The sequence below is a fragment of the Photobacterium sp. BZF1 genome, from assembly GCF_014349205.1.
Classification (GTDB): domain Bacteria; phylum Pseudomonadota; class Gammaproteobacteria; order Enterobacterales; family Vibrionaceae; genus Photobacterium.
On sequence record NZ_JACSOF010000094.1, the window covers coordinates 1 to 26,408 of the forward strand.

25 protein-coding genes and 1 other RNA gene are annotated in these 26,408 nt (G+C 49.7%); 9 read left to right on the forward strand and 17 right to left on the reverse strand.

Translation table 11 applies throughout. From position 1 onward, the window contains the following. Positions 1-112: 112 nt before the first annotated feature. Both queC and BIZ37_RS19460 read right to left on the reverse strand, forming a co-directional pair. Positions 113-811, reverse strand: a complete 699-nt coding sequence (gene queC / locus BIZ37_RS19455; protein ID WP_187462894.1) for a 7-cyano-7-deazaguanine synthase QueC — start codon at positions 809-811, stop codon at positions 113-115. A 220-nt stretch (positions 812-1,031) separates the two neighbouring features. Then, the gene (locus tag BIZ37_RS19460) at positions 1,032-2,099 is read right to left on the reverse strand and encodes a PLP-dependent cysteine synthase family protein (RefSeq protein WP_187462895.1); all 1,068 of its coding nucleotides are present in this window, start codon (positions 2,097-2,099) and stop codon (positions 1,032-1,034) included. 144 nt (positions 2,100-2,243) lie between these two features. On the opposite strand from BIZ37_RS19460, the gene BIZ37_RS19465 reads away from it, so the two are divergent. The 3 genes from BIZ37_RS19465 to BIZ37_RS19475 all read left to right on the forward strand — a co-directional run bounded on the left by BIZ37_RS19465 (position 2,244) and on the right by BIZ37_RS19475 (position 6,448). Continuing rightward, entirely contained in the window at positions 2,244-2,705 is a 462-nt protein-coding gene (locus BIZ37_RS19465; RefSeq protein ID WP_107300744.1) for an Lrp/AsnC family transcriptional regulator, read from the forward strand. A 183-nt stretch (positions 2,706-2,888) separates the two neighbouring features. Then, positions 2,889-4,628, forward strand: coding sequence for an ABC transporter transmembrane domain-containing protein (locus BIZ37_RS19470; RefSeq protein WP_187462896.1), 1,740 nt, complete (start codon positions 2,889-2,891; stop codon positions 4,626-4,628). Further along, complete coding sequence (locus BIZ37_RS19475) at positions 4,628-6,448, forward strand: ABC transporter transmembrane domain-containing protein (RefSeq protein ID WP_187462897.1); 1,821 nt, start codon at positions 4,628-4,630, stop codon at positions 6,446-6,448. The genes BIZ37_RS19470 and BIZ37_RS19475 overlap by 1 nt, the downstream gene beginning before the upstream one ends. A 42-nt stretch (positions 6,449-6,490) precedes the next feature. Here the strand turns inward: BIZ37_RS19475 and tesB are convergent, their stop codons facing one another. Then, positions 6,491-7,357 carry an acyl-CoA thioesterase II gene (gene tesB, locus BIZ37_RS19480; protein WP_187462898.1) on the reverse strand — a complete coding sequence of 289 codons (867 nt, stop codon included), beginning with the start codon at positions 7,355-7,357 and terminating at the stop codon, positions 6,491-6,493. A 142-nt stretch (positions 7,358-7,499) separates the two neighbouring features. Here tesB and BIZ37_RS19485 point away from each other — a divergent pair, with 142 nt between their 5' ends. Continuing rightward, on the forward strand, positions 7,500-7,919 hold the full coding sequence (locus tag BIZ37_RS19485; RefSeq protein WP_187462899.1) for a YbaY family lipoprotein: 420 nt from the start codon (positions 7,500-7,502) through the stop codon (positions 7,917-7,919). Between the two features lie 68 nt (positions 7,920-7,987). Here BIZ37_RS19485 and BIZ37_RS19490 read toward each other — a convergent pair whose 3' ends face one another. Continuing rightward, the gene (locus BIZ37_RS19490) at positions 7,988-8,293 is read right to left on the reverse strand and encodes an MGMT family protein (protein WP_187462900.1); all 306 of its coding nucleotides are present in this window, start codon (positions 8,291-8,293) and stop codon (positions 7,988-7,990) included. A gap of 77 nt (positions 8,294-8,370) precedes the next feature. Here BIZ37_RS19490 and BIZ37_RS19495 point away from each other — a divergent pair, with 77 nt between their 5' ends. The 5 genes from BIZ37_RS19495 (at position 8,371) to BIZ37_RS19515 (ending at position 12,947) form a co-directional block, all read left to right on the forward strand. Then, the gene (locus tag BIZ37_RS19495) at positions 8,371-9,105 is read left to right on the forward strand and encodes a hypothetical protein (RefSeq protein WP_187462901.1); all 735 of its coding nucleotides are present in this window, start codon (positions 8,371-8,373) and stop codon (positions 9,103-9,105) included. A 146-nt stretch (positions 9,106-9,251) separates the two neighbouring features. Then, an RNA gene (gene ffs, locus BIZ37_RS19500) (signal recognition particle sRNA small type) lies at positions 9,252-9,348 on the forward strand. Positions 9,349-10,069: 721 nt separating this feature from the next. Then, on the forward strand, positions 10,070-10,558 hold the full coding sequence (locus tag BIZ37_RS19505) for a hypothetical protein (protein ID WP_187462902.1): 489 nt from the start codon (positions 10,070-10,072) through the stop codon (positions 10,556-10,558). A gap of 243 nt (positions 10,559-10,801) precedes the next feature. Next, positions 10,802-12,238 (forward strand): methyl-accepting chemotaxis protein, encoded by a 1,437-nt coding sequence (locus BIZ37_RS19510; RefSeq protein ID WP_187462903.1) that lies wholly within the window; start codon positions 10,802-10,804, stop codon positions 12,236-12,238. A gap of 199 nt (positions 12,239-12,437) precedes the next feature. Beyond that, entirely contained in the window at positions 12,438-12,947 is a 510-nt protein-coding gene (locus BIZ37_RS19515) for a glycine cleavage system protein R (protein ID WP_107300752.1), read from the forward strand. A gap of 115 nt (positions 12,948-13,062) precedes the next feature. Here BIZ37_RS19515 and lpxM read toward each other — a convergent pair whose 3' ends face one another. From lpxM to BIZ37_RS19580, 13 genes are all read right to left on the reverse strand, one after another. Continuing rightward, on the reverse strand, positions 13,063-14,001 hold the full coding sequence (gene lpxM / locus BIZ37_RS19520; protein ID WP_187462904.1) for a lauroyl-Kdo(2)-lipid IV(A) myristoyltransferase: 939 nt from the start codon (positions 13,999-14,001) through the stop codon (positions 13,063-13,065). A gap of 318 nt (positions 14,002-14,319) precedes the next feature. After that, positions 14,320-14,736, reverse strand: a complete 417-nt coding sequence (locus BIZ37_RS19525; RefSeq protein ID WP_187462905.1) for a MarR family winged helix-turn-helix transcriptional regulator — start codon at positions 14,734-14,736, stop codon at positions 14,320-14,322. Positions 14,737-14,749: 13 nt separating this feature from the next. Then, positions 14,750-15,697 carry a CDF family Co(II)/Ni(II) efflux transporter DmeF gene (gene dmeF / locus BIZ37_RS19530; protein WP_187462906.1) on the reverse strand — a complete coding sequence of 316 codons (948 nt, stop codon included), beginning with the start codon at positions 15,695-15,697 and terminating at the stop codon, positions 14,750-14,752. A gap of 177 nt (positions 15,698-15,874) precedes the next feature. Further along, positions 15,875-16,405 carry a CueP family metal-binding protein gene (locus BIZ37_RS19535; protein WP_187462907.1) on the reverse strand — a complete coding sequence of 177 codons (531 nt, stop codon included), beginning with the start codon at positions 16,403-16,405 and terminating at the stop codon, positions 15,875-15,877. A 16-nt stretch (positions 16,406-16,421) separates the two neighbouring features. Beyond that, positions 16,422-16,970: a cupredoxin family protein gene (locus tag BIZ37_RS19540; RefSeq protein ID WP_255526824.1), complete on the reverse strand. Its 549-nt coding sequence runs from the start codon at positions 16,968-16,970 to the stop codon at positions 16,422-16,424. Between the two features lie 42 nt (positions 16,971-17,012). Then, complete coding sequence (locus tag BIZ37_RS19545; protein ID WP_187462908.1) at positions 17,013-20,141, reverse strand: efflux RND transporter permease subunit; 3,129 nt, start codon at positions 20,139-20,141, stop codon at positions 17,013-17,015. After that, positions 20,138-21,781: an efflux RND transporter periplasmic adaptor subunit gene (locus tag BIZ37_RS19550; RefSeq protein WP_187462909.1), complete on the reverse strand. Its 1,644-nt coding sequence runs from the start codon at positions 21,779-21,781 to the stop codon at positions 20,138-20,140. The genes BIZ37_RS19545 and BIZ37_RS19550 overlap by 4 nt, the downstream gene beginning before the upstream one ends. Before the next feature lie 8 nt (positions 21,782-21,789). Then, positions 21,790-23,088 carry a TolC family protein gene (locus BIZ37_RS19555; protein ID WP_187462910.1) on the reverse strand — a complete coding sequence of 433 codons (1,299 nt, stop codon included), beginning with the start codon at positions 23,086-23,088 and terminating at the stop codon, positions 21,790-21,792. A 112-nt stretch (positions 23,089-23,200) separates the two neighbouring features. Then, complete coding sequence (locus BIZ37_RS19560; RefSeq protein WP_222939748.1) at positions 23,201-23,662, reverse strand: hypothetical protein; 462 nt, start codon at positions 23,660-23,662, stop codon at positions 23,201-23,203. 136 nt (positions 23,663-23,798) lie between these two features. Then, positions 23,799-23,990, reverse strand: coding sequence for a pleiotropic regulatory protein RsmS (gene rsmS / locus BIZ37_RS19565; protein WP_187462912.1), 192 nt, complete (start codon positions 23,988-23,990; stop codon positions 23,799-23,801). A gap of 28 nt (positions 23,991-24,018) precedes the next feature. Then, entirely contained in the window at positions 24,019-24,942 is a 924-nt protein-coding gene (locus BIZ37_RS19570) for a histone deacetylase (RefSeq protein WP_187462913.1), read from the reverse strand. Beyond that, on the reverse strand, positions 24,942-25,493 hold the full coding sequence (locus BIZ37_RS19575; RefSeq protein WP_187462914.1) for a primosomal replication protein: 552 nt from the start codon (positions 25,491-25,493) through the stop codon (positions 24,942-24,944). Before BIZ37_RS19575 ends, BIZ37_RS19570 begins: the two co-directional genes overlap by 1 nt. A gap of 27 nt (positions 25,494-25,520) precedes the next feature. Further along, positions 25,521-26,294, reverse strand: a complete 774-nt coding sequence (locus tag BIZ37_RS19580; RefSeq protein WP_187462916.1) for a TSUP family transporter — start codon at positions 26,292-26,294, stop codon at positions 25,521-25,523. Positions 26,295-26,408: the final 114 nt, after the last annotated feature.

The window sequence follows — 26,408 nt, forward strand, 5'->3', positions numbered from 1 at the left end:
GTTTACTTTAGGTTATAAAAAGGGGATGAATGAAATTCTTCCCCTTGATGGTATTTTTCTAGTTAAAAGGACCTAGATTAAGCGATAGAGCCTAATCGTGCCCAGGCAACCGTTAGGCATTACCTGCCTGCTGTTTGGCTTTTAGTTCGGCCATGATAGTGGCTTGGTTGGCAAGGTAATCATCAAGGCCGGTTTTGCGCAGGTCGCAAGACGGGCAGTCGCCACAGCCATCGCCGATAATGCCGTTGTAGCAAGTCAGGGTTTTTTCGCGAACGAAGTCTAGTTTGCCGTATTGGTCGGCAAGCGCCCAAGTTTCAGCCTTGTTGAGCCACATTAAAGGCGTTTCAATTTTAAGGGCACGGTCCATACCCAATACCAGTGACTGGTTGATGGATTTGACGAACTCGTCACGGCAGTCCGGGTAGCCGGAAAAATCGGTTTCGCACACACCGGTGATCACTGCCTCAGCACCAATCTGGTAAGCATAGATGCCCGCAAGGGTCAGGAATAGGATGTTACGGCCAGGGACGAATGAGTTCGGCAGGCCATTTTCCTGCAATTCGTGAGAGACTGGGATATTGTCGCGGGTCAGTGAGCTGATCGCCAGTTCATTGAGCAAGCCCACGTCCATTACCTTGTGTGCAGCGACACCGAGCTCTTTGCAGACAGATTCAGCCACTTCGATTTCCAGCTTATGGCGCTGGCCATAATCGAAAGTAATACAGTGCACTTCATCATAATGGGCCATGGCCTGGATCAGGCAGGTTGTGGAGTCTTGGCCGCCACTAAATACAACTACGGCTTTGCGCATGAAAAATTTCCTATGTTGTTGTCGTACCGAAAAACAGTCGGTAGGGACTACCCCTTTTAGTAATAAGGGTAGGCCAACAGCAGGTTCTCTATTGGCAGGCTCATGCTACCGCAGCAATAGCAAAGAGAAAAGCCCAGAAGCGCAAGGTCACAGACAAAAGTAAGCTAAGGTATTTAAACAAAAGCCGCCTTGAAACTGGCGGCTTGAAGATGTGGAGTGATTAGCTTAGCTGGCCGGTTTGTTCTAGCTGCTCGAGCTGGGCAAGGTAGCCACTGATGTCACCAATGTTGTCCTTTATCCACGCTGTGTTGAAATAGGTGTCTAGGTAGCGCTCGCCGCTATCACACAGCAAGGTGACAATTGAGCCACTCTCTCCTCGGGCCTTCATCTCGCTGGCAAGTTGCAGCACACCATACAGGTTGGTACCTGTCGATGCCCCTGCTTTGCGAGCCAGCAGCTTTTCTAGCCAGTGGACTGTCGCAATACTGGCGGCATCAGGGATGGTACGCATCTCATCGATAACATCTGGAATAAAGCTAGGCTCGACACGTGGGCGGCCTATGCCCTCGATACGGCTACCACACTCGCCGGTCAGCGATGCGTCACGGGTCTTGTAGTATTGATGGAATACCGAGTTTTCTGGGTCAACGACACATAACTTGGTGCTGTGCATCTGATAGCGAATGTAGCGACCAATGGTGGCAGATGTCCCGCCGGTTCCCGGGCACATGACGACCCAACTTGGGATCGGGTGCTCCTCAAGTTTCATCTGATCAAAGATGCTGTTGGCAATATTGTTGTTTCCACGCCAGTCGGTTGCTCGTTCGGCGTAGGTAAATTGATCCATATAATGGCCATTAAGCTCTTTGGCCAAACGGCGTGATTCTTCGTAGATTTCGCTTGGGCTATCGACTAGGTGCGCACGGCCACCATAAAACTCGATCTGCTCGATTTTCTTGCGGGCGGTTTTGCGTGGTACTACAGCAATGAAGGGTAAGCCAAGCAAACGAGCAAAGTAGGCTTCAGAGACAGCAGTACTGCCTGATGAAGACTCAATGATCGGGGTATCTTTGCCTATCCAGCCATTACATAGGGCAAACAGGAACAATGAGCGGGCCAGACGGTGCTTTAGGCTACCGGTTGGGTGGGTGCTTTCATCTTTCAAATAGATGTCAATGCCGTCCAGCGAAGGGATATCCAGCTTGATCAGATGGGTATCGGCAGAGCGTTGAAAATCGGCTTCAATTTTGCGGATCGCGGTGTGGATCCATTGTGGGTCGTGGCTCATGGTCGTTCCTTTTGCTGTGGTGCTGGCTGTATATATTATGTAAGTAATGTATGACTAAGCGCAGGAAAAATCTTTATCAAATTTACTATTTATCGATTAAAATGGAGAAAATTATTCTAAATACTACATTTCAGGTGAAACAAATTGGCTGATCTCGATAAAACCGATAGAACACTACTACGATTACTGCAGCAAGATGGCACCTTGGCCTTGGCCGAGTTGGCAGAAGCGGTGAACCTTACGACAACGCCTTGTTGGAAACGGTTAAAGCGGCTCGAAGAAAACGGTATTTTACGCCAGCGAGTGGCCTTGCTTGACCCGGTGAAGCTCGGCCTGTCTTTCACTGCCTTTGTCCAAATCAAGACAAGCAATCATTCTAAGGAGTGGTACCACGAATTCGTGGGCACGGTATCTGACTTCCCTGAAGTGATGGAGTTCTACCGTATGGCAGGCGAGTATGACTATATGATGAAGGTCCAGGTTGCTGATATGGCTGCGTTCGATCAGTTCTACAAAAAGCTCGTCAATAGTATTGAAGGGCTGACCAATGTGACGTCGACGTTTGCTATGGAGCCGCTCAAGTACACCACGGCGTTACCTGTGTAATATTTTGCGCCCGTATCTCGCCAACAACCACCCTGATTTCAGTTGTTTGATATGCAATCGAATGAAAATCAGGATGAAATATCAAATTACAGGGCAGTAATTATAAGCTATTGAAATAAAAGTGTAACTATCAGCATAATATCACTTGCAACAAAGGTTTAACATGGCAGGGAGGAGGGTGTTATGCAGGTGTTCTGGCAACTCAAATGGTATTTCCGTCAGGAATGGCGGCGCTATAGCGGTGCGATTGGTATTCTTGTTCTTGTCTCCCTGTTCGAACTTTTGCCGCCGAAAGCGATTGGCTGGGTTGTTGATGGTGTTGTCAGTGGAAATATGACACCTACAATGATGATGGGATGGCTGGCCGGTTTGGCGGCCATTTGGCTTATCGTTTATTTCCTCCGGGTGATCTGGCGCTATTGGTTGTTCGGCGCGGCCTCTGAGTTGGGGACTGTACTGCGAAACCGCTTATTCCGCCATTTTTCTTCCCATTCACCTTCCTTCTTTGAGCGTTATAAAACGGGCGACTTGATGGCCCGCTCAACCAATGATGTCAATGCGGTGGTGATGACCGCCGGGGAAGGGGTGCTGACAGCGGCGGACTCTCTTATTACCGGTATCGCTGTGCTGTTTGTCATGACCACTTTTATTAGCTGGGAACTGACGATTTTGGCGTTGCTGCCGATGCCCTTGATGGCGATTGTGGTCTTTTTCCTTGGCCGTCAATTGCACAGCCGTTTTTCCCTATCGCAAGCTGCGTTCTCTACCCTGACTGACAAAACTCAGGAAAGCCTTAATGGGGTGAGGATGATCCGTGCCTTTGGTTTGGAGCAACGCCAGCAGCATGATTTTGCCACCGTGGTTGATGATGTTGGTGATAAAAACCTGTCAGTTGCCCGGGTCGATGCCAAGTTTGATCCGGTGATCCAAATAGCGATTGGGATGTCGTTTTTCCTCAGTATTGCTGGTGGCGCTTACTTGATCAGCCAGCAGCGGCTGACACTGGGTGATTTAACGGCATTCACCCTGTATCAAGGTTTGATGATTTGGCCGATGCTGGCAATGGCATGGCTATTCAATATCCTCGAGCGAGGCTCGGCGGCGTGGAACCGCTTGGCCCATATATTTGACGAGAGCCCTGATATTGTAAGCGGTGACGTGCAGTTGGCTGCGACCTACCAACCATTGAAGGTGGCTATCAAGGCGTTTTGTTGGCCCGGACAAGGTCAACCAGCCTTGGCAGATGTTCACTTCACCTTGCAGAGCGGAAGTATGTTGGGTATCGCTGGCCCTATCGGTAGTGGTAAATCGACTTTGCTGTCCCTGCTGCTTCGCCAGCAAGAGCTTGAACACGGCCAGATACACTATGGCAGTGTAGAGCTACAGCAGGCTGACTTATCACAATGGCGCAGCCGTTTTGCTGTTGTTAGCCAGTCACCATTTTTGTTCTCCCGTTCGATTGCCGACAATATCGCACTTGGTAAACCACAGGCCAGTATGGATGACATTCGTGCAGCGGCACAGGCAGCCTGTATCGATGACGATATTTTGCAGTTCCCGGACGGGTACCAGACCTTGGTCGGAGAGAAAGGGATCACCTTATCCGGTGGTCAAAAACAGCGTATTGCGATTGCCCGCGCCTTATTGCTAGAGGCAGAAGTGCTGATATTGGATGATGCGCTATCAGCGGTTGATGGCAAAACCGAACACCATATCCTTGAAAACCTCCGGCGGCAGAAAAAGCAGACTGTAATTGTTATTGCCCACCGTTTAACGGCCCTGGAAGAGGCGGATAATATCTTGGTATTACAACAAGGGCGGATCAGCGAGCAGGGCGATCACGCTAGTTTGTTGGCGCAGGACAACTGGTACGCCGAAATGTATCGCTACCAGAAACTCGAACAGGCGATGGAGAATACATAATGCAAAAAGAAACCATCAAACTGTCTGTGTTGACCCGGTTGCTGAACTACGCGCTGGCAGATAAAAAACAACTGGGTGTCGCTCTGGGCTTGTTGTTTTTGGCATCGGTTGCTGATGTTTCTGGGCCATGGCTCATCCAGCATTTTATTGATAACAACATCGCGAAGGACAGCTTTCCCACTTCTGAGCTAGTGATACTAGCGGCTGCGTATATTGGCTTGATGATAACCACGGCGTGGCTCCGCTATTTGCAGTCATTGAGGTTTAATGAGTTGGCGATCGGGGTTGTGCAAACTGTCCGCAAGCAATTGTTCGGCAAGATCATTAACCAGCCTTTGTCGGCTTTTGATTACATGCCATCGGGGAAACTGATCTCGCGGATCACTAATGATACAGAGTCACTCAAGGACTTTTACGTCCATGTTATTGGCACGGTACTCAAGAATGTCACATTGATACTGGTTATGCTGGTGGCGATGTCGTTGCTCAGTTGGCGGTTAACCCTCGTGGTCTTGGTGCTGCTTCCGGTGGTGGTTGGCGTTATGGTGCTATACCAGCGCAATAGCTCCGAGGCTTACCGCAAGATGCGGGATTTACTGGCCGATATCAACGCATCGATGAGTGAGTCGATACAAGGGATGAGCCTTATCCAGCTGATGCGCCGGGAAAAAGCGTTCTATAACCAGTTTTCCGAACTGACAGCTAAGCATTTGGCTGCCCAGCGAAGCGTGATTAAGCTCAACGGTTTTATGCTCCGTCCGCTGATCGATTTCCTCTCAGGTGTCGCCTTGCTGTCGCTGGTTGCTTTGTTTGGCGTCAGTGGGGTGGAACTCATCGGGGTCGGGGTGCTGTATGCATTTATTAGTTATTTGGGGCGGGTGACTGAACCGCTTATTGAACTGACCCAGCAGCTTTCTTTGTTGCAGCAGGCATTGGTCGCCAGCGAGCGCATTTTCGGATTTATCGACGCTAAACAGCAAGGTTATGGAGACGATCCCAAGCCTCTGGCAAGCGGGCGTTTAGAGTGCCGTGAGGTTGATTTTAGTTATGACGGTAAACAACCCGTATTGCAGGGGATTAATGTCGGTCTGTCCCACCGTGGTTTTCTTGCCTTGGTTGGACATACTGGGAGCGGTAAGAGCACCCTTGCTTCGTTGATGATGGGCTTCTACCCGGTAGGAAAAGGGCTGATTTCCCTTGATGGGCGTCCGTTATCCAGTTTGTCCCATGAGGTATTGCGAGCCGGGGTTGCTATGGTGCAGCAAGACCCGCATATCCTCAGCGCTTCGGTGCGAGAAAATATTACATTGGGCCGGCAGTCTGCCAGCGAAGTTGATGATCGGGCCATTTGGCAAGCCTTGGAAGCGGTCGGGTTAGCCGAGCAAGTCCAGCGTTATGATGAGGGTTTGGACACCTTGCTTGGGAGTGGTGCTGCTAACCTGTCTGCGGGGCAGAAACAGTTACTGGCCTTGGCGAGGGTTTGGTATCGCAAACCGAAAATTCTGATCCTCGATGAAGCCACTGCCAATATAGATTCGGGGACTGAGCGCCATATTCAGCAGGCTTTGAATAACTTGCGTCAGGATATGAGTGTGGTGGTGATTGCCCACCGGCTATCGACGGTGATCGATGCCGATGAAATATTGGTCCTGCATCGTGGAAAAGCTGTTGAGCGCGGTAAGCATCATGAACTATTTGAGTATGATGGGCATTATCGGCAGATGTACCAACTGCAACAGTTGGGTGATCAATTGCAGCAACTCGAGGGCGAGAGGGGAATAGACGAAATCTCTCGCACTGAAAAGCAAGAGGCGGGCTAAGCCGCCTTTAGTAGAAACTCAATGAGAGCGGCACCTGCCGCTCTATTTCTCTCCGGTGTGGCGCATTAACCCTTCCTGCACCGCAGAAGCAACCAGTTCGCCTTTCTGGTTGTAAATTTCACCTCGAACCAAGCCTCGGGAATTACTTGCGGATGGGCTGTCGATGGCATACAGCAGCCACTCATCCATACGGAATGGACGGTGGAACCACATTGAATGGTCGATGGTCGCCACCTTCATTTGAGGGTTGAAGAGGCTTACCCCGTGCGGTTGCAGGGCGGTGACGAGGAATCCCCAATCAGATGCGTAGGCTAGGACGTACTGGTGGATCCGTGGGTCATCTGGCATTTCGCCATTGGCTTTGATCCACAGGTATTGCTTGGCCTCGGTTGGTTTCGGTGCCAATGGGTTGACCACATTGACGGGGCGAACTTCAATCGGGCGCTCTCGGCCAAAATGCTTTACCGCACTTTTGGGGAGTTTGTCGGCCATGGCTAAAACCAGTTGTTGCTCAGACATCAATCCTTCATAAGAAGGTGCATTTGGCATTGGCGATTGGTGCTCGAAGCCTTTTTCTTCCCCTTGGTATGAAGCGGTAATGTAGAAAATTGGACGACCGTATTGAATGGCCTTTACCCTGCGGGTACTGAAACTGTTGCCGTCACGTAAGTTCTCCACGTCGTAAATAATCGGCTTGTGCGGATCACCAGGGCGGAGAAAGTAGCTATGGAAAGAATGGACCTGACGGTCTTCATCGACGGTTTCTTTCGCCGCTGAAAGGGCTTGTCCAAGCACCTGCCCGCCGTAAACTTGTGGCAACCCCAAATGTTCACTTTGTCCACGGAATAATCCTTGTTCAAGCTGTTCTAAATGTAGCAGATTGAGAAGTTCATTCAGTTCTTTGCTCATCGGATCTCCAAAAATAATGTTATTATTACGCGCCGTGGGAGAGTGCAAAACTCTTCAAATATTGGATGATGATCATTCAGTTTAAACGTGAGTTCAAGTGCTTGTCACACATGAAAATGACAGTGTTGCATTAGGAGAGACAATGAAAAAGGTTTTTGCACTGATTTCGGCATTGGCAGTGGCATTAGTTGTGTCGGCTTGTACCAGTATGATTCAACAAGATGCAGATTTGGAAGCGGTGACGGGAACCTTGACCTACAAAGAGCGTATTGCATTGCCAAACAATGCCCGTATTACGGTTACGCTGTCTGATGTGTCGAAAATGGATGTAGCGGCTGATGTTATTAGCAGCCAGGCTTTTTTGGCTGATGGCCAGCAAGCGCCTTTCAATTACCAGCTTAACTTTTCTCGTCAGGAAATCGTTCCGAACCATACCTATGCGGTGAGTGCGCGTATTGAGGTTGATGGCAAGTTGCTGTTTATCACTGACACGGCTAACCATGTGTTGACTGACCTGGCTGAATCGACCCGTAAGAATTTGGTTTTAGTGAAGGTCAATTAACCCAAGGGATACCCACTACCGGTTAGCTATCATCTAGAGTAAGCGGCAACGACTTACTCTAGGTGTTATCAAAAGCCGTCCCAGCGGTAGGTTTTCAGTTTAAGCCTGCCGGTCTCGTTAACCTCCACACCTTCCTCGATTAATATGCGGCGTTGGCGCTGTAAATCATGCCCCGTCAGGGAAATTTCCCCTTTTGCATTTACTACACGATGCCAGGGGATGGTTGAACCTTCTGGCAGGGTAGCCATCAATCGCCCGACTTGGCGTGCATAACCGGGAAAACCTGCAAATTTGGCAATATCACCATAAGTTGCTACTTTTCCATGTGGAATTTGGTGAACTTGGGTGTAGATTTGCGCCGCAAAATCATCCATATTTATACCTGTACCAAACAAAACCTGATTGCCGATCATGGTATTACGGTTATCAGAGAACGCAAGGAGGTGCTGCCATGTTGTATGCCGCGTTACTTGTTATGGTCAGCATTGCGTTGACCGTTGTTGGAGTTAGTGCACTAGGGCAAAGCCAAGGAGAGCTGCCTGCACTAGCCCTCGCCATTCCCGCTTTGTGGTTGCTACCACAAGGTGGTGTGTCTGCCTGGCTATTGCTAATTGGCCTGGGCACTTTCGGTTTTGTTCTTCCCGAACAACCTGTCGCGCTCTCAATCAGTGTCTTTATGATGCTGCCGGTGTTTGCTGTTAGCTTTTCGCCCAAAAGCTCATGGCAGTTGGCGGCATTGTTGATTTCTATTGTACTAGCGATGGATGTTGGCCTCATGGCACTGCAAACTGAGGGTAAGCTTCAGGGGGCGCCGATTTATACCATAATCCAAATCTTGGCGGTTGGCGTTATCTGGATTGCTGCTCGAAGTTGGCGGCCGGTTAAAGGTAATACTTGGTGGCCACTGTTTTTAGTGATCCCGCTGTGGGTCGGTGGATTAGCCCATGCCGCATTGGTCGCCCTATGTGTGACAGGTTTGATTGCGTCTTTGCAGGGGATGGCCAAAAGCAAACTTAATGAGTGGGTACCACGAATGATGTGGATTTTGCCTGCCGTCGGTTTTGCCACACTGGTGCTCGTACCGTGGTTTGAGGTACCCAATCCGATATTGGTTGCTTGGCTACTGGTACTCGGCGGAGCTTTGCTAGGGGAGTACCTGCTTGAAGATCCAGAAGAAGAGCTATAAGCACCAGTAACTGTGTGAAATTGGTAAGGTTTGGGTAATAAATCGGCAGTCAGTCGGGAATGTGCGATTGTGCTATTGCAATCGCTCCGACCATAGCGGATAATCCATCCCGTTCTCGTAAAGAGACAAAGAATCTATGGAGGCCCTGCTGGTCCTCTCGCAACACTACCTCGTGAACCCGGTCAGGCCCGGAAGGGAGCAGCCGCAGCGAGCGACGTGTGTGCCGAGATGTGGCTGGTGGGGCTTCCACCCATCTGGCGTTTGGTAAATCGCAAAATCTTTCTCTTCACTCTCCCTGTATTTCGCTATCTATTCAACTTATCAACAATCCAATTTTTTATTCTATCTCAGCGACCTAAATAGTTAGTAGCCACTATGAGACAAATAACGCTGGTATTAGTAACTAAGTTTATTTGAGTAATAAAAGATTCTTATGTAAGTCCTTTGTAGTTAGAAATGGAGGCGATAGTGTTAAAATTCCTTTGGCTTTATATTAAGTTCAGTGCAGGGATGTTTATTGTCAGTTTTATTACGAGTCTTATTTACTTTTTGTTTTTTGTTTAACTGCGAAGTGAATAATATTTATTTATCTTTTTAGGACTAAACAATATAACTTTTTTGATTACCCTCTGCGGAAAATGATATTAAGTGGTGTAGTCACCTTTGTTGCTAGCACTTTTATCCATCTTTCCTCTTTGTGACGCAGAATAACGTCCAATAGTGGGAGCGTAGCCTCATTTCGGTAGCCAAAGGTTGCCACACTTCAACCGTCGAAAATTGAATTTTCGACATGGGTTTTATGAAATGTTATGCTCTGTGGCACGATATTGACGCCCATGCTTTTATCAAAGCTTGAAGTCGATCACCCTATTTGCAACAAAAATTGATAAAACGCATAGTTCTTTGTTGCTGGAGTGCATAATGTCACTGTTGTTCTGTTCCAGAGAAAAGAAAGGTTACCAATATGTCTGATGTACCAGTGTCTGTTACAACCGCCGCCGAAGTGATCCAGCCGGTTGCTGAATCTTCGGGTTCGATTTGGGGTTATGTAGCTGGTGGTGTTGCCTTGCTGATTGTTGCTGGTTTTGCTGGCTTTAAGTTTATCAACAAGCCTTCATTTATTATTAATCGGGTTCGCAAGCGTAACCTGAAAGAGATTAAGAAGTTAGGTGTTGAAAATTCTGACTTCGTGATGGATTTAGATAAGTTGCTGGACTCTGTTGAGAACCATGCAACCAAAAATGGCATGAAAGGGACTGACGTGGTGAATATCATCAGCCCTATGAATGATACTGCCCGTATCAAGACGGCGAGCGATATGTACCAGTCGATGATTTATATTGCCAATTCAATCAACGACACAAATCTGGCTCGTGAGTTTAAAAACAAGTCGAAGCAAGTGAAAGCAAATTCGCCGCTGATGGCTGGTCTGTTCAAGCGCGCAGGAATTTAATTCCTTTCGTTTTCGCTTAGTTAGTAAAAGCCGGTTGAGACTACCCTGTTTGGAGTAAGTTTCAGCCGGTTTTTTTATACCCATGTTTTGGTTAGGAGCAATATAGCGATTTTAAGCGTGATTGAGATCGACTTTTGGTGAAATTGATAGGCTCTGTTGTCTGAAAAATAAACCCTGTATCACAACTGTGGTTAGTGAGCTGCTACCATATGCCGCAAACCATAATGATTACAGGGAACGACGATGAGAGAGGTTGAATTCCGTACTATTGACCGGATGTTTGTCAAAATGTCGGTTAATGACAAGTTTTGGGTGCTCTTTGCACTAATAGCAACAGTAGTAATGGCGATTGCAGGCCTGCAATACCGCCAAGCTGTGGGACAGTTGGAACAACAGCAGATTGCCCTTACTGAAACGAGGCTTGCGGTGATGGTTGACACCGTTCAGGCAACAGGGCTGGATGCAGATGCCCAGCGTAGTATCTTGCAACAACAGGGGGTTAACTTCACTTCCCGTGGCGTTGGCAAAGATGTCGTTGCTGTGACCCCGTTAGGAACCGCAAGTTTGCCGCAGGGCAACTCACAGGCTATTGATGCTGGAAAAGATCAGGCCTTGCAGCGCTTTTTCTATTCCCTTCTTACCCTTCTACCGATTGGTCTGCTGTGTTATTGGATGGCAACCTTCTTGGGTGGTGCACTGTGGGTAATGCACCAAGCAACCAAGCGTATTGCGGATGGCGACTTGACCTCCCGTTTGGGCTTCCATGTTGGCCGTGATGAATTCGGTATTATTGGCTTTGAGCTGGATCGTACCATGGATACGTTGAGCGAGCTGGTTGATACAGTGAAACAAAGCGCCCAGAACTTGCAGGTTGCAGCCGGTCATTTTAGCAATGATGCACAAGGCGCGGGCCAGCAGGTGAATCAGCAATATACCTCACTCGATTCCGTCGCTACTGCAATGGAAGAAATGACGGCCTCGGCGAAAGATATTGCCGGCCTTGCCCAGCAAACCTCAGAGCAGTCTGACTCTGACATGCAAAGTATCGAGCAGGGGAACCGCAATGTTCAACAGGCAATCATCAAGGTGACCCAGTTGTCAGAGCAAACCGATGAAGCCTCGCGCGCGGTTGGTAGCCTTAACGAGAAAGCCGAGGAAATCAATGCGGTGATCACCACCATCAATGCGATTTCCGAGCAAACCAATTTGCTGGCGCTGAACGCGGCGATTGAAGCGGCTCGTGCCGGTGAGCAAGGCCGTGGTTTTGCCGTGGTGGCTGATGAAGTGAGAACGTTGGCAGGGCGAACCCAGCAAGCAACGGTTGAGATCCAGGCCATGATTGACAAACTGCAGCTGGAAACCTCCAGTATTTCAAATATCACTGCGGTGACCCTGGAGCAATCCCACCAAAGCCGCGAGATGATCACTGAGATCGGCCACGATGTGAATAGTATCGCTGAGTCGGCCCGGCAGGTGATGGATATGAGCACCCAGATAGCGACGGCAGCCCACCAGCAGACAACCGTTGCTAATGATATTGCTTCAGAGCTGCATGATATCCGCTCCCAGTCAGAAGTGATCCGTACCATGAGTGAGCAGTCGATACATAACAGCTCAAGTTTGGGTGATACCTCCCTCCAGTTAGGTGAGATTTTGCAGAAATATCGCACCAACGCATAAAGCGAGTAAACCAGCACGCTAGAAATGAGCCAGTTACGCAAGTAATTGGCTTTTTTATGCGGATTTGTGAATTAAATACAAGGTTATTAGAGATTTTCGTAACCAGAATCGAGCCTTATCACGGCACAGTTTCATCTTGCTTGCTAGTCTGACTATATAGCCAGTGTGTTTCTGGCTGTATTGTAGAGGGGGAGCGCGTATGAATACTCAATTAACCGTCACGCTAGCGGGACAAGATCATCCTCAACTTATCAATAAATTAGCAGCTAAAACCCACGAGCTTGGGGGGAAATGGCTGATCAGTAAAATCAATAGGCTGGATAATCAGGTTGTCGGGATCTTGAAAATTGATATTCCTGCGCAATCTGTTAGCCAGTTGAGGGAGTTATTCCAAGCCCAGCAGGCATTGGATATCCGTATTATCGAAGCCCAAGAAGCAGGCGAGATCAAAACCGATCACCTTACCTTGAAAGTCGAGTCGAGTGACCGCCCGGGTATCGTGAATGACATTACCCGTATCTTGGATAATATCGGGATTGGTATTGTCAAAATTGAAAACCATCGTATTGGTGTGCCCGATCTGGGTCAGGCTCTGTTTTTTGCCGAGCTGCAGGTTGATGTGCCAACTGAAGTCGATACCGAGCAACTGCTTGAAGCCTTGCAGCAAGTTGATGATGGTTTGAGAGTGAAAGTGCTAGAAACTGCCTAGTGGTTTCTCGTTGTAACAACGTGTAGAAAAGACAGACCAACAATAAAAAAATAGAGCCGGACGCGTAATGCGTCCGGCTCTTTTCATTTCAGCTATTCATCATGCGACAAGGAAATTAATACCGTCGGCTGCCATCTGGTTGGGTACGTAGGATCTTGAGGATCCACATATACTGTTCGGGTTGCTGGCGGATCATGCTTTCCAGCTCTTGATTCATCCGCGTTGCGTCTTGATGTTCATTGCCGGAAGGGAAATCTGCCAAGGGTGGCTGAATAGAAATGGTAAATTTCCCTGTGTTTAAATCGTAGGCAGGAAAGACGGGCAACACGGCGGCGTTCGATAGCTTAGCGAGTTTGCCAACCCCCTTAACGGTCGCTTTCTCGTGACCAAAGAACGGCGCGAAGACACTTTGTTGGAGCTGGTGTTCCTCATCAGGCAGGTAATAGGCTAGGTAGCCCTCTTTAATCGAGCGTAGGTAAGGTTTGATACCCTGACTGCGCTGATAGATCCTACCACCAAATTGCTTGCGTTGAATGTTCATTAACCAGTTGATGATAGGGCTGTTTTGCGGCTTTATCATTGCCACCATCGGCATGTCATTGGCAGCAAAATAAAGTGCCGAGAAGTCGATCGCCCAGTTGTGTGGCACCAGCATGATGATGTTTTTATCTTGGCCTTGGAGGGCTTCTAGGTGTTCAAGCCCGTGAACATCATGGCTGTTTAGTACATAGCGGCGGCCTTTGATAAAGGGTTGGGCAAAGCCGAGTAAAATACAGCCTGCGACAGTGAAGGTATCTTCAAGTAAGGCTAGGCGTTGGTTTTCATTGTAGTCAGGAAAGCAGAGCTCAATATTCTTAAGTGCCCGGCGCTTGGCGCCTTTTTTCTTCTTCAATATCAGTTTAGCGGCAAAGCGGGCAATAACTTTGCGAGCGCTATGTGGTAATAGAGCCAGTAGTAGGATCAGTGGCATTGCTGCCCAAATAAGCCAATGGCGAGGGTGTAAAAAAGAAAACTGGAAGGCCGGGTTATATTGCCCGTAGCTGGTATCACTCATGTCCGTATCCGTGTCAGGCCAAGCTTAGTCATGCCAATGTCAGTCAAGCAAGCTATGTGGCCAAGGCGGTAAATCGCCGTGTATTGAATGTTGTGTTTAGAAGCAGACAACTGTTATTCAGGAAAGGTTCAGGATTTTAATCGGGAGATCAGGGGTTACCAACTATTTATTGATAAAAGACAAATTAAGTGACGCTTATTTGTCCAATAAATAAGGGCATGAGTGCGCATTAATGCTAGTGCATATTTGGAGTGACCATACAGGTACCCAAGGTGTACCTATATGGTGAGATGATGAAGAGAATAGAGAATAGGTCGCTCAGAATTCTTGGTTTATTTTTGTCAGGCTGGCAAGCAACTGTTGGCACTCTTCAGCACTGAGCTTGGCGGTAATGTCCTGGGTCAGGCTGAGGTGAAGCTGGTCATGTTCTCGATAGAGCTCTTCACCTTCAGCGGTTAGCTCAACCAGAATAGAGCGACGGTCCGATTCGTGGGGACGGCGAACAAGCAAGCCCAGCTTGACCATTTTGTCGACTTGAACAGTGAGGGTGCCGGTTGTAACGCCAATTTTATCGGCCAGCTCCTTCATCCTCATTGCACCGTGGGCACCAAGAATCTCAACGACATGGACCTGAGGCAGGGAAAAGCCCTTGCCACGGACAACAGACTGCTCCCAAGAAGAGAGTTTTTCGTAGAATTCGATAATGGTGTGGTTCAACTGCTCAATGTCTTTCATTTTGTTCTCGCTGTCAGTGTGCCTCTTGGCACTTGTTGACCTCTATGGTGAGATGGCTAAGTTTATCGAACTCCGACAGTAATTGCTTGTATTCATTAGCTGCTTTCGGGTGGTGAGTCACCAGTGAAATCATCGCAGCATAATGGTCGGCACTGACTTTCCAGATATGGATATCGCTGACCTTGTTATCGGCGTCTTGCTCAAGGGTATCGATAATTTTTTGCTGGTAGTTATGGTCGATATTGCCGTCGAGCAGAATTGGGCTGGTCTGTTTCATCAACCCCCAAGCCCAGCGGGTGATAATTACTGCCCCTACCATTCCCATAATGGCATCGAGCCAGTCATAACCCAGATATTTACCAAATAGCAGGGCAACAATCGCCAGCAGTGAGGTTAAGGCATCTGCCAACACGTGGAAATAAGCTGCGCGGAGGTTATGGTCGTGACCGTGATTATGGCTGTGTCCATGGTGGTGCTCATGGCTATGATGATGCTCGTGGTCATGGTGATTATCATGCAGTAGGAACACACTGATAACGTTAACCACCAAACCAATCACTGCGACCATAATCGCTTCATTGAATTGTATCGCTTGTGGGTTGAACAGGCGGTGGACCGATTCGACCAACATCAGCAAGGCTACCAGGCCAAGGGCGATGGCACTGGTAAATCCCCCTAAAACACTGACCTTACCGGTGCCAAATGAAAATGCCGGGTTGTTGGCATGCTTTCGGGCATAGCGGTAGGCAAACAGGGTGATGAGGAAAGCTGCAGCATGGGTACCCATATGCCAACCATCGGCTAGTAATGCCATAGAGCCATATAATGTGCCTGCGGTGATTTCCGCCACCATGGTGACAAGTGTTAATCCGAGGACCCATAGTGTCCTGCGTTCACCTTGTTGATTAATAGAGACAAAATTATGGCTATGTTGCCATTGCTGCAAATTCTCGCTGTGCATGGGTGGTCCTCACCTTGGTGTAAGCTATTTTGTTTGAAAATTATATATTTTGATTGTCAAGGTATTCTGTGATCATATAGTTTGATTGTCAAAGTATATTATAGGCGAGAGACGAGAAGAGAATGAAAGATGAAGTCCCTCCTGCAGCCACATGTCTACAGGAGGGATGTTGATTATCTATAGCAACTGCATGGTAGTGATACAGGTACGGCTGTTACCTTCGGTACTCAAGACCTCTGAGGCTGTTTTGCCGTTGTAGGTGAAGGTGAACTGGTAGTTGCCGTTTTTTGGCATCCAGAAATCTATGAATCCAGCTTTTTGGGTTTTGACCATACCGGACTGGATCACTTCTTTGGTTTGGGTGTCGGTGATTTCTACCATCATCGCTTTGTTGACCATTTCCCCTTGGCAGCCCGTTGGGACATGGTAAGTACAGCCATGGGTGACTTGCTCAAAGGGAGCGATAGAGAGCAGGAAGTCATCTTCAACGGGCACTGAAGCTTTAGTGCCGTCAGCAAATTCGGCATGGATAGCATCTGGCATGACGCGCACAGTTGCCTCTCCTGTGCGGTGCCATTGATGTGATTGCTCAAGGGCTTGTTGTGGTGTCAGTTCAGCGAATGCCTGTGCTTTGCCTAAGGTATCAACGCTGGCTAGAGAGTGGCTGCTGCTGAGGGCAAGGAAAACTGCAGGTAGTAAGTATTTCATCGTGTGTTCCATCCTGTTATTTCAAAATCGTATTACGTTTCATACCAGCTTCAGAGTGGCCTGGAATGTTGCAAGAGAACTCAACAAAGTTCTGTCCCATGAAGTGCCAGCCCATCTCTGCTGTTTCACCCGCAGCCAGAGTGACCGTGGTGCCGTCGTGGTGTTCCATATCTGGCATAGCGCGCATCATCTCGCGGTGCTTGGCTTGCTCGTCAATACTGCCAATCGAGAATTCATGAGGGATCTGGCCTTTGTTGGTCACCACAAAGCGCACTACATCACCTTGCTTGATGGCCAAGCTTGGCTCGAATTGCATTTTCATGTCATCGGTCAGAATGACGTTATAGGTTTGAGTTGCTTGGTTTGCTGGTGCCGGCATACCGACTGCAGAAGCCATCGCCCCGTGTCCTGACATATCGTGATGACCTGACATCCCATGGTGGCCCGACATAGTGCCATGGCCTTCGTGGCCTTCAACATGAGTATGGGCGTGGTCGCCGGCCGCGAAAGTTACCGGTGTTGTTAGCATTAGAGCAAGGGTTAGCGCAGCGTTTACTTTCATCATAAATCCTTACCCGGTGCCGAGCACCGGGATAATCGTTAGTTGTTATTTCGTTAGTTTGTAACTAAAGCGCTTCCATAGCTGGAAAGCGGCAGGTAATACCACCAGTGTGAGCAGCAGTGCCGAGGACATACCGCCGATCATCGGCGCGGCAATGCGCTGCATCACTTCTGAGCCCGTACCTGAGCCGTACATGATGGGAATGAGGCCGATGATGACGGTGGAAACGGTCATCATGATTGGTCGTACCCGTAAGCCTGCACCTTCCTGGATGGCACTGTTGAGTGAGGCAAGTGTAAGCGGCTGCTTGGTGTGTTCGGCCTCTTCCAACTGGTATTTCCAGGCCTGGTTGAGGTAAACCAGCATGATGACGCCAATTTCGACCGCAACACCGGCTAGGGCAATAAAGCCCACACCGACAGCAATCGAGAAGTTGTAGCCGAGCCATTCCATCAACCAGATACCGCCGACCATTGCCAGTGGTAGGGTACCCATGATGATCATCACCTCGCCGACACGGCGGAAGCTGAGATAGAGCAACATCATGATGATGGCAATCGTGGCAGGTACGACGACGGTCAGCCGAGCCTTGGCCCGCTCCATATATTCGTATTGGCCGGACCATACCAACGAATAACCGGCTGGCAACGCAAGTTGTTCCGCAACCATTTGCTGGGCGTCTTGGACATAGGAACCCAGATCGCGGCCATCGATATCGATGAAGACCCAGCCGTTCGGGCGGGCGTTTTCGGTTTTGATCATCGGTGGGCCGTCTTCGAAGCGGATATCGGCAACATCAGCTAACGCAATACGGGCACCGTTGGGGGTGACAAGCGGCAGGTTACGCAACTTATCCAAAGAGTTACGGTAACTCTGCGGATAGCGGACATTGATTGGGTAGCGCTCCAGCCCTTCGACCGATTCACCGACTTTCATCCCGCCAACTGCGGTGCTGATCACCTGCTGGATATCACGAATGCTCAGACCATAACGGGCGGCTTCACGGCGTTTGATGTCCATGGTGATGTAACGGCCACCGGCGACCCGCTCGGCATAGACAGATGCTGTGCCTTCTACGTTTTGCAGCAAGGTTTCAAGATCAGAACCAATTTTTTCAATTTGCTTTAGGTCCGGGCCGGCAATCTTGATCCCGATAGGCGTCTTGATACCGGTTGCCAGCATGTCGATACGGGTTTTGATTGGCATTACCCATGCGTTGGTCAAGCCCGGGAATTGCACCAAATTATCCAGCTCACGGCGCAGGCTTTCCGTGGTGACGCCTTCACGCCACTCCTGTTTGGGTTTGAGTTGGATAATGGTTTCTATCATGGTCAATGGCGCAGGATCGGTAGCAGTTTCTGCCCGGCCGATTTTGCCCCATACGGTTTTCACTTCTGGGATGGTTTTGATCAGTTTGTCGGTCTGTTGCAGCAACTCCCGGGCCTTGCCGATGGAAATTCCCGGGTAGGTGGTTGGCATATACATCAAATCGCCTTCATCCAACGGTGGGATGAATTCACTCCCCATTTTCTGCATTGGGTAATAGGCTGATGCCATCAATGCCAGTGCAATGACAATGACCGTTTTAGGGAAAGCCAAGCTGAAATTCAGCAGGGGACGATAAAGCGCAATCACCAAGCGGTTGATCGGGTTCTTGTGCTCGGGCATCACTTTGCCACGGATCAGGTAACCCATCAGTACCGGGACCAAGGTGATGGCCAAACCGGCTGCTGCTGCCATGGCGTAGGTTTTGGTGAAGGCCAGTGGTGAGAACATCTTGCCTTCTTGTCCCTCAAGGGCAAACACCGGCACGAAGCTCAAGGTGATGATGATCAACGAGAAAAACAGCGGTGCGCCAACTTCCTCGGCTGCCCTGCTGATCACCTGCCAGCGGTTTTCATCTGTTAGTGGGGTTCGCTCAATGTGCTTGTGGACGTTCTCAATCATCACGATAGCACCATCGACCATGGCCCCAATCGCAATCGCAATCCCCCCCAGCGACATGATGTTGGCGTTGATCCCTTGCCAGTGCATGATGATGAAAGCTGACAGGATACCAATCGGCAAACTGATCATGACCACCAAAGATGAGCGGAAATGGAACAGGAACAGGGCACAGACGATAGCAACGACAATGAACTCTTCGATGAGTTTTTCATACAGGTTATTGACCGCGTCGTCGATCAGGCCTGAACGATCGTAAGTAGTAACGATCTCTACCCCGTCAGGCAGGCTGCGTTCGAGATCCGCCAGTTTGTCTTTGACTTTGCTAATCACTTGCTGGGCATTCTCGCCAAAGCGCATGACGACAACACCACCCACCGCTTCGCCCTCACCGTTTAGCTCTGAGATCCCACGGCGCATTTGTGGCCCGAGGTTGATATCGGCAATATCCCCAAGTAACAGTGGCGTGCCTTTCTCGGTGACTTTCAATGGCAGACTCTTAAGGTCGTCAATGTTAGAGACATAACCTGTAGCACGAACCATATGTTCCGCTTCGGCAAGTTCGACCACAGACGCCCCAGCTTCTTGGTTACCGGCTTGAATCGCCATGTTTATCTGCTGCAGGGTCAGGTTGTAGGCACGCAGTTTGTTCGGGTCAATCTGCACTTGGTACTGCTTGACCATACCGCCGACAGTGGCGATTTCCGAGACCCCTTCAACCGTTTGCAGTTCGTATTTCAGGAACCAGTCTTGCAGGCTTCTAAGCTCACTCAGGTCGTGCTGGCCAGTTTTATCAATTAATACATAACTGTAAATCCAGCCTACACCGGTCGCATCAGGGCCCAGTGTGGGCTTGGCACTATCGGGCAAGTTTGGCGCGACCTGACTTAGGTACTCCAGTACCCGTGAGCGCGCCCAGTACATGTCAATATCATCGTTGAAGATGATATACACATAGGAGTCACCGAAGAACGAATATCCCCGTACTGTCTCGGCTCCCGGTACGGCCAGCATGGCTGTGGTCAGCGGGTAGGTAACCTGATCTTCAACGACCTGCGGCGCTTGGCCCGGGTAGCTGGTTTTGATAATGACCTGTACGTCAGACAAGTCTGGGATTGCATCAATCGGGGTTTGCTTGACGCTGTAGATGCCTGAGGCAACCAAAAAAGCGGTGGCAACCAAAACCAGAAAGCGGTTTTGTATTGACCATCGAATCACGGCACTGATCATTGCTCAGCCTCCTGATTCGCTGGAGCCTGAGGGCTGTGGTCCATGGTGCTGTGGTCCATGGTGCTGTGGTCCATGGTGCTGTGGTCCATGGTGCTGTGGTCCATGGTGCTATGGTCCATGGTGCTATGGTCCATGGTGCTGTGGTCCATGGTACTGTGATCCATGGCGCCACTTTGCCCATCATCGACTTTGACTTCAGACAGCGTATATTGGCCGTTATCTTGTTTGGTCATTAGAAAACGGACTGACTGCCCTCCGACCAGCTGGGTTAGATCGCTGTCGTCGCTGACGGTGAAATCCATGGTCATTGCCGGCCAGCCCCATTCAGGGATAGGCGGGTGATCCAGTGTCAGCATTTTATGATCCAGCATGATGCTTTTGATCACGCCTGTAGTATGGACCTGATTGACAGGCTCGGTTGAGGTCGGCGTATTGATCCGGCTAAGGTCAGCACTTTGGCTCGATTCAGAATCCAGCATGAAGTGAGCTGAAGTCACTACAGTATCATTGGCTGTTAGGCCATCAATAATCTCTACCATGCCAGCAGCTGTTCGGCCGGTTTCAATTCGGGCCGAGCGGTATTTGCCATCGCCGAGGGCAAGGACAACCCGTGCCATGTTGCCAGAGCGGATCACGGCTTGTTCCGGTACCACCAACACTGATTCCTTGGTTTGTGGGATCAGGTTGAGGTTTGCAAACATATTTGGCTTGAGGTTGGCTTCACTGTTGCTGAATTTCAACCGCACCCGCAAGGTACGGGTTGCCGGGTCGAGGATTGGGTAGATATAGTCGACCTTGCCTTGCCAGCTTTTACCCGGCAGGGCATCAACCCACATATCTGCACTGGTTCCCGCTGTGATCCAATGGGCCTGACGCTCAAAGACTTCGGCATCGACCCAGACATCGGACAAAGAGCCACCGCTAATGACGGTTTGCTGGGGCGACAGGTAAGCACCGTTGCGGATGTTTAGGGTCGCGATAACACCGTCAGCAGGGGCTTTTATTGCGATGTATTGGCGGGTTTTGCCACGGCGGAGGATATCGTTGATCTGGCCGTTATCCACCCCTAATGAACGCAAGCGGTCCTTAGCGCCATTGACCAGCACGGCCTTGCCCATTCGCTTGGCATTGATAAGCTCTTCTTGTGCCCGGACCAAATCAGGTGAGTAGACCTCGAACAATACCTGTCCGGCCAGCACGCGCTCACCGATAGCGTTGACGCTGAGGTTTTTGATCCAGCCGCTAACCCGGCTGTTGATTTGCCACAGCTGGCTTTCGTCGAAGCTGACATAGCCGACGCTATCAATCTTCGGTGCAAGTTGCTGGCGCTTGACTTGGGTGGTTTTGACGCCAAGGTTATTTTCGACGGCAGGGCTGATGGTAACCGTGCCTGCCGGGTCATCATTACCGCCGGCAAGATCTTCTTCGTAGACAGGGATTAAATCCATCCCCATTGGTGACTTGCCGGGCTTGTCACGTTTGTAGTTCGGGTCCATCGGAGCAACCCAGTACAGCGGCTCATTGCTGGCGGCTTTATTGTTGCTGCTTGATTGTCCGTCGGCAAAATAACCGTTTGCGAAATAGCCCAGGGCGCCACCGATGGCGAGAGCGATGAAGGCAACAGAAAATGACTGTTTCATGGTATCCCTTAATATTTGTTCAGCAGGTAAGCCAGGTTGTTATTTGCTTGTTGTAAGTCGGCGGCAAGGCGTGCCTGCTCCAGTTCGATAACCAGTTCTTCACTGGCGGCCCGGATATACTCATCCAGTTGGCTGGTATTGTTTTGATAGCCTCGCTCGACAGCCTGGGTTTTTTCTTTGGCTTGTTTGAGTAACGTTGAACGGTATCGCTCCAAACGTTGCAGAGTGTTGTCACGGTCGATGGCAGCAGCACGGATTTGCGCATTCATCTGGCGCAACATCAGATCACGCTGGGTTTTGGCTGCCCCAACCTGATGCTGGGCGGCAGACAGCTTTTTGTCCTGGCGTTTTTCAGTGAACAATGGGAGATCCACAGTGACAAAAGCACTAACAAGATCCGGTGCAGGGGATCCGTCCATCCGGTCCGCCTGGCGATGGGCATACATCACCTCGACACCGAACTGCGGTTGGTAGGACTCATTGGCAAGCTCTACACCCGTCTCGTTACTTTTGATCAGCTCATCAGCCACTTGAATACTCGGGTGACTGGCAAGCGTTGGGTAATGGTCCTGTGGAGAGGCGTTGAAGTAGGTATTCAGTGCCTGCCATTGTGGATAAGCATGGGGTTTGACCTGCCATGCTTGCTCGCCCAACCATTCGGATAGTTGGGCACGGAGGCGTTGCTGCATCTGCTGGTTTGACTGCAGTTGCTCATCAATTTTGTTGACTTGCAGCTCAGCCTGGATCAAGTCCTGAGCTTGGCTAGCGCCGACACCGTAGTTAGTACTCAGGTAGCGGGTAAGCTCGCGGAACAGATCTTGGTTTTGTTTAATCAATTGATGGCTTTGCTCGAGGTAAGCCAGTTCGATCCATGATGTGGTGATGGCTTTGGTGACATCCAACTTGCGCACATCCGCTTGCTTGCGAACACTGCCTGCTTGCTGCTGGCTCTGTTTTTGCTGCAAAGACAAGCTATTACCGCGACCAAATTGCTGCATGAGGCCCACAGAAATATTGGTCATGGGATCTTCATCAAAAGCAAAGCTATCGACGGGTAAACCACCGATGCCGACTTTCATTTTCGGATCCATCAATTGGCTATTGGCGATGCCCATTTCACTGATCGCATCGGCTTGGTACTGAATTTGTTGTTGGGCTACATCGTGTTCAACGGCCCACTCAATTAAGCCTGGTAACGTTGCTGGCGCCGCTAGCGTGTTGATGGGTTCACTGCTGGCCCAAGAACTGGCCGCAAAACCTATCAAAGACACCATGCCTAGCGCACGGTAGATCTTATTGTTATGCATGTTGTTTTCACTTATTCGACATTAACTAATGGCTGGGCATAGATATGGCGAGCTACCGTACAAACGTACAGGGGATCTCAGGTATCGATGTCCAGTGGCGACAAAGTTCGAATTAGTGAATAGGGGGGCGGAGGCTGGTCTCTTGGCGTGAGATAGGGGCACTTACCAGTAAGCGCAGGGGGGCCTCTTGGCTGGATAAATTTGACTGGGCGAGATGGAATACCGGTAGGGCAGAATACTGGCAATGGCTGCTATTACAGCTTTTGCAGTGCTTACCGTCCCCATCATTACCGCAATGGTCTGAGTCCATCATTGTTCCGTCACTACAGTCATTGCAGTGGAGCATTTCCTGTTGTTTGACTGGGTGGTGAGAACCGGCGTGGGCCATAGATGGATTTTGGACTGCAGGCATCTCTTGGGCAGAAGAGATATCAGAGTTGGTATGGTGACCCGTTGTGGACTGCTGATAAAACATTAGCTGGTGACCAGGCATAGCAAACACTGGGTTGATAATTAGGCTAATCATCAACACCACAAGTAGAGCCAGCATGTTATGTGGTCGGCGTAAGGTCATCAACAAGACACAAAAAAGTACAATACTGTCACCAATTGTAAACCTTACCCTTAGGGAAAGGTCAATAAAAAAGAAGTGGCAAATTAGCCACTTCTTGCTTTTGATACATTTTGGCTAGCGAGTGGTACTGGGCTGACTAGCCTTCGTCGGCTTCATTGGCCTTTTTTTGTGCCTGCACTTTTGTCTTTAGGTCGCTTTTTACAATCTCTAGGGCTGAGAGCGCCGTTTCAGGGTCAATCTCATTGCTTTCTAGCAGGTAAATGAGATCGACAGCAAGTTTGATGTCTTCAGGCGCATTGTCGAGTGATGATGAGGTAGGTTCAGTCATAGTGCTCGTTTAAAAGTGAGTTAAAGGGCTAGCGTTTGGCCAGTATATCTAATGCGGAGTATATAAGCTGGGCATGGAGGTTGACCAGATGTTGGTGCTCGCTACGATAGCCTCCGCCGACAACAGCCGCGACAGGGATCCCGGCCTGATCGCACTGGCTCAGTACCAGATGATCCCGTTGGTAGATCCCGTCCGTACAGACATTGAAATAACCCAACTCGTCTTGCTGGTGGATATCGACGCCGGCATCGTAAATCACCATATCCGGCTGGTGTTGAGCCAGTGCGAGATGCAGCAATCCACCAAAGGCATCCAAGTATTCTTCGGTTGTGGTCTCTCTCGGCAAGGCGAGATCAATGTCTGAATCGGGCTTTCGGGCCGGGAAGTTTTTATCGCAGTGAACAGAAAAGGTGATGATGTCTGGATCATTCGCCAATAAGGTTGCGGTGCCGTCACCATGGTGGACATCACAATCAACGATCATGACTTTGTCGATACCATCAAGGGTTATCGCATGGCGGGCGGCAAGAGCGAGGTCATTGACCAAACAAAAACCACTGCCAAAATCATGGTGGGCATGGTGATAGCCGCCGCTGAGGTGAATACCGATGCCATACTGGTAGGCTAAATCAACCGTTAACTTGGTACCACCTGAAGAGGTCAAGGTTCGCTCGATAAGTTGCTGGCTCCACGGAAAGCCTATTCGCCGCATTTTTGCGGCGGGTAGTGTGTTACCAAACAACGCATCGATATAGTCAGGGTGGTGAAGTTGCTTGATCTCATCAACAGCTACGGGTTGCGGTTGGTGCAGTTGCAAATCAGGGTGCGATTCGAAATCCAATTCTTGATCTAGGTGCTGATACAGCATCCGGTATTTATTGATCGGGTAACGGTGCTCTGGTGGAAGTTCCAGCTGCGAATAAATCGGATGGTAAACCAGGTGAAGTGCCATTAGCCTTTACGCTCCCGCAAGCTGATGTCTTTTTCTATTTTGGCTAGCGCTGTACGGCAGCGAGCCAAACGGCCTTCGAGCGCCAACACTTCTTTTTGCATTTTTTGTTGTTCAGCAAGTGTCGTGCAGCGGGCGATCATCAGTTCTTTGTCCCGCTGCATTGCGGCCAGACGTCTTTCCCAATCTTGGTGCTGGGCAAGATCTTGGTAGAGTTCATGGATGGGCTTGCGCCAGCCTGCAGATCGCTTAGGTTCATTTTTACGAATTTGCTGGGTTGCTAACTCACGTTGGACAGCCTGGATCTGAGACACGATACGCTCACAAACATGCTGGGTGCGGCTAGGGTGTAGTTTACCAGCTTTGTGCTCCCGGTTGAGGGCACGGATCTCATCACGAATTTCGTTTACGCAAGGTACCAGTAATTTGCTTCGGCAATGAAATAGCTGCTCATCGAATAATGGGCGCGGAGCTTCACCACGTTTACGGTCGGTACTGGCCGCTTCATGAGCTAGTTGGGTAGCAATATCTTCCAGTCGTTGGAAATCAAGCACGGAATAACTCCAAGTGACAGCGGCGGATTAAAACCAAGCCTGCAAGGCCAGTTTGACAGCCAGAATAATAACAACGGTAACAAAGACTGGGCGGATGAAACGCGCGCCGAAGCGAATAGCTGAATGGGCGCCGATATAAGCACCGAGCATCAGGCAAACCCCCATCGTCAGACCCAATACAATGTTGATATGGCCTAAGATAGCAAAAGTCACCAATGAGGTCAGGTTACTGGTGAAATTCATGGCCTTGGCAAGGCCTGAAGCCATCAGTATATCCAACCGGTATAGGGCCATATTGGAAACCGTCCAGAATGCCCCGGTTCCAGGACCGGCCACTCCATCGTAGAAACCCAAGCTGGCACCTTGTAGCCATTGCTTTTTGGTTAGCCTAGCCGATTTCTCGGGTAAGCTATGTTTGTCTCCCTTAGGGTGGGGGTGCCAAACAGTGTAAACGGCTGTCGCGAGGATGATTAAAGGCAATGCTTTTTCCAGCCATTCTGTCGAGAGCATATCGACAACCAAGGTCCCGCCGATGGCACCTATGAGCGTGGCAATAAAGGATTGGCGCCAAAACGACGGTGAGAATAGCTGTTTTTTATAATAGGTCCAAGCAGCTGTTGATGAGGCAAACGTCGCCGCCAGTTTATTGGTGCCCAGTGCAATATGCGGAGGCAAACCAATCGAGAGCAGGGCGGGGACAGTTAGCATGCCACCGCCACCGGCTACCGCATCAATAAATCCGGCAAACAAAGCGACCAAACCGAGTAGGAGCCACATTCCTGGCTCAATCATTTCAATCATCATCAATATCTATCATTAACCGTGACAGCAACCTAGGTTAAAGGTGCTCGATAACACGCTCGAACGGTGGCAACGAGTCGAGCAAGGCTTTACCGTAACGGCGGGTGATTACCC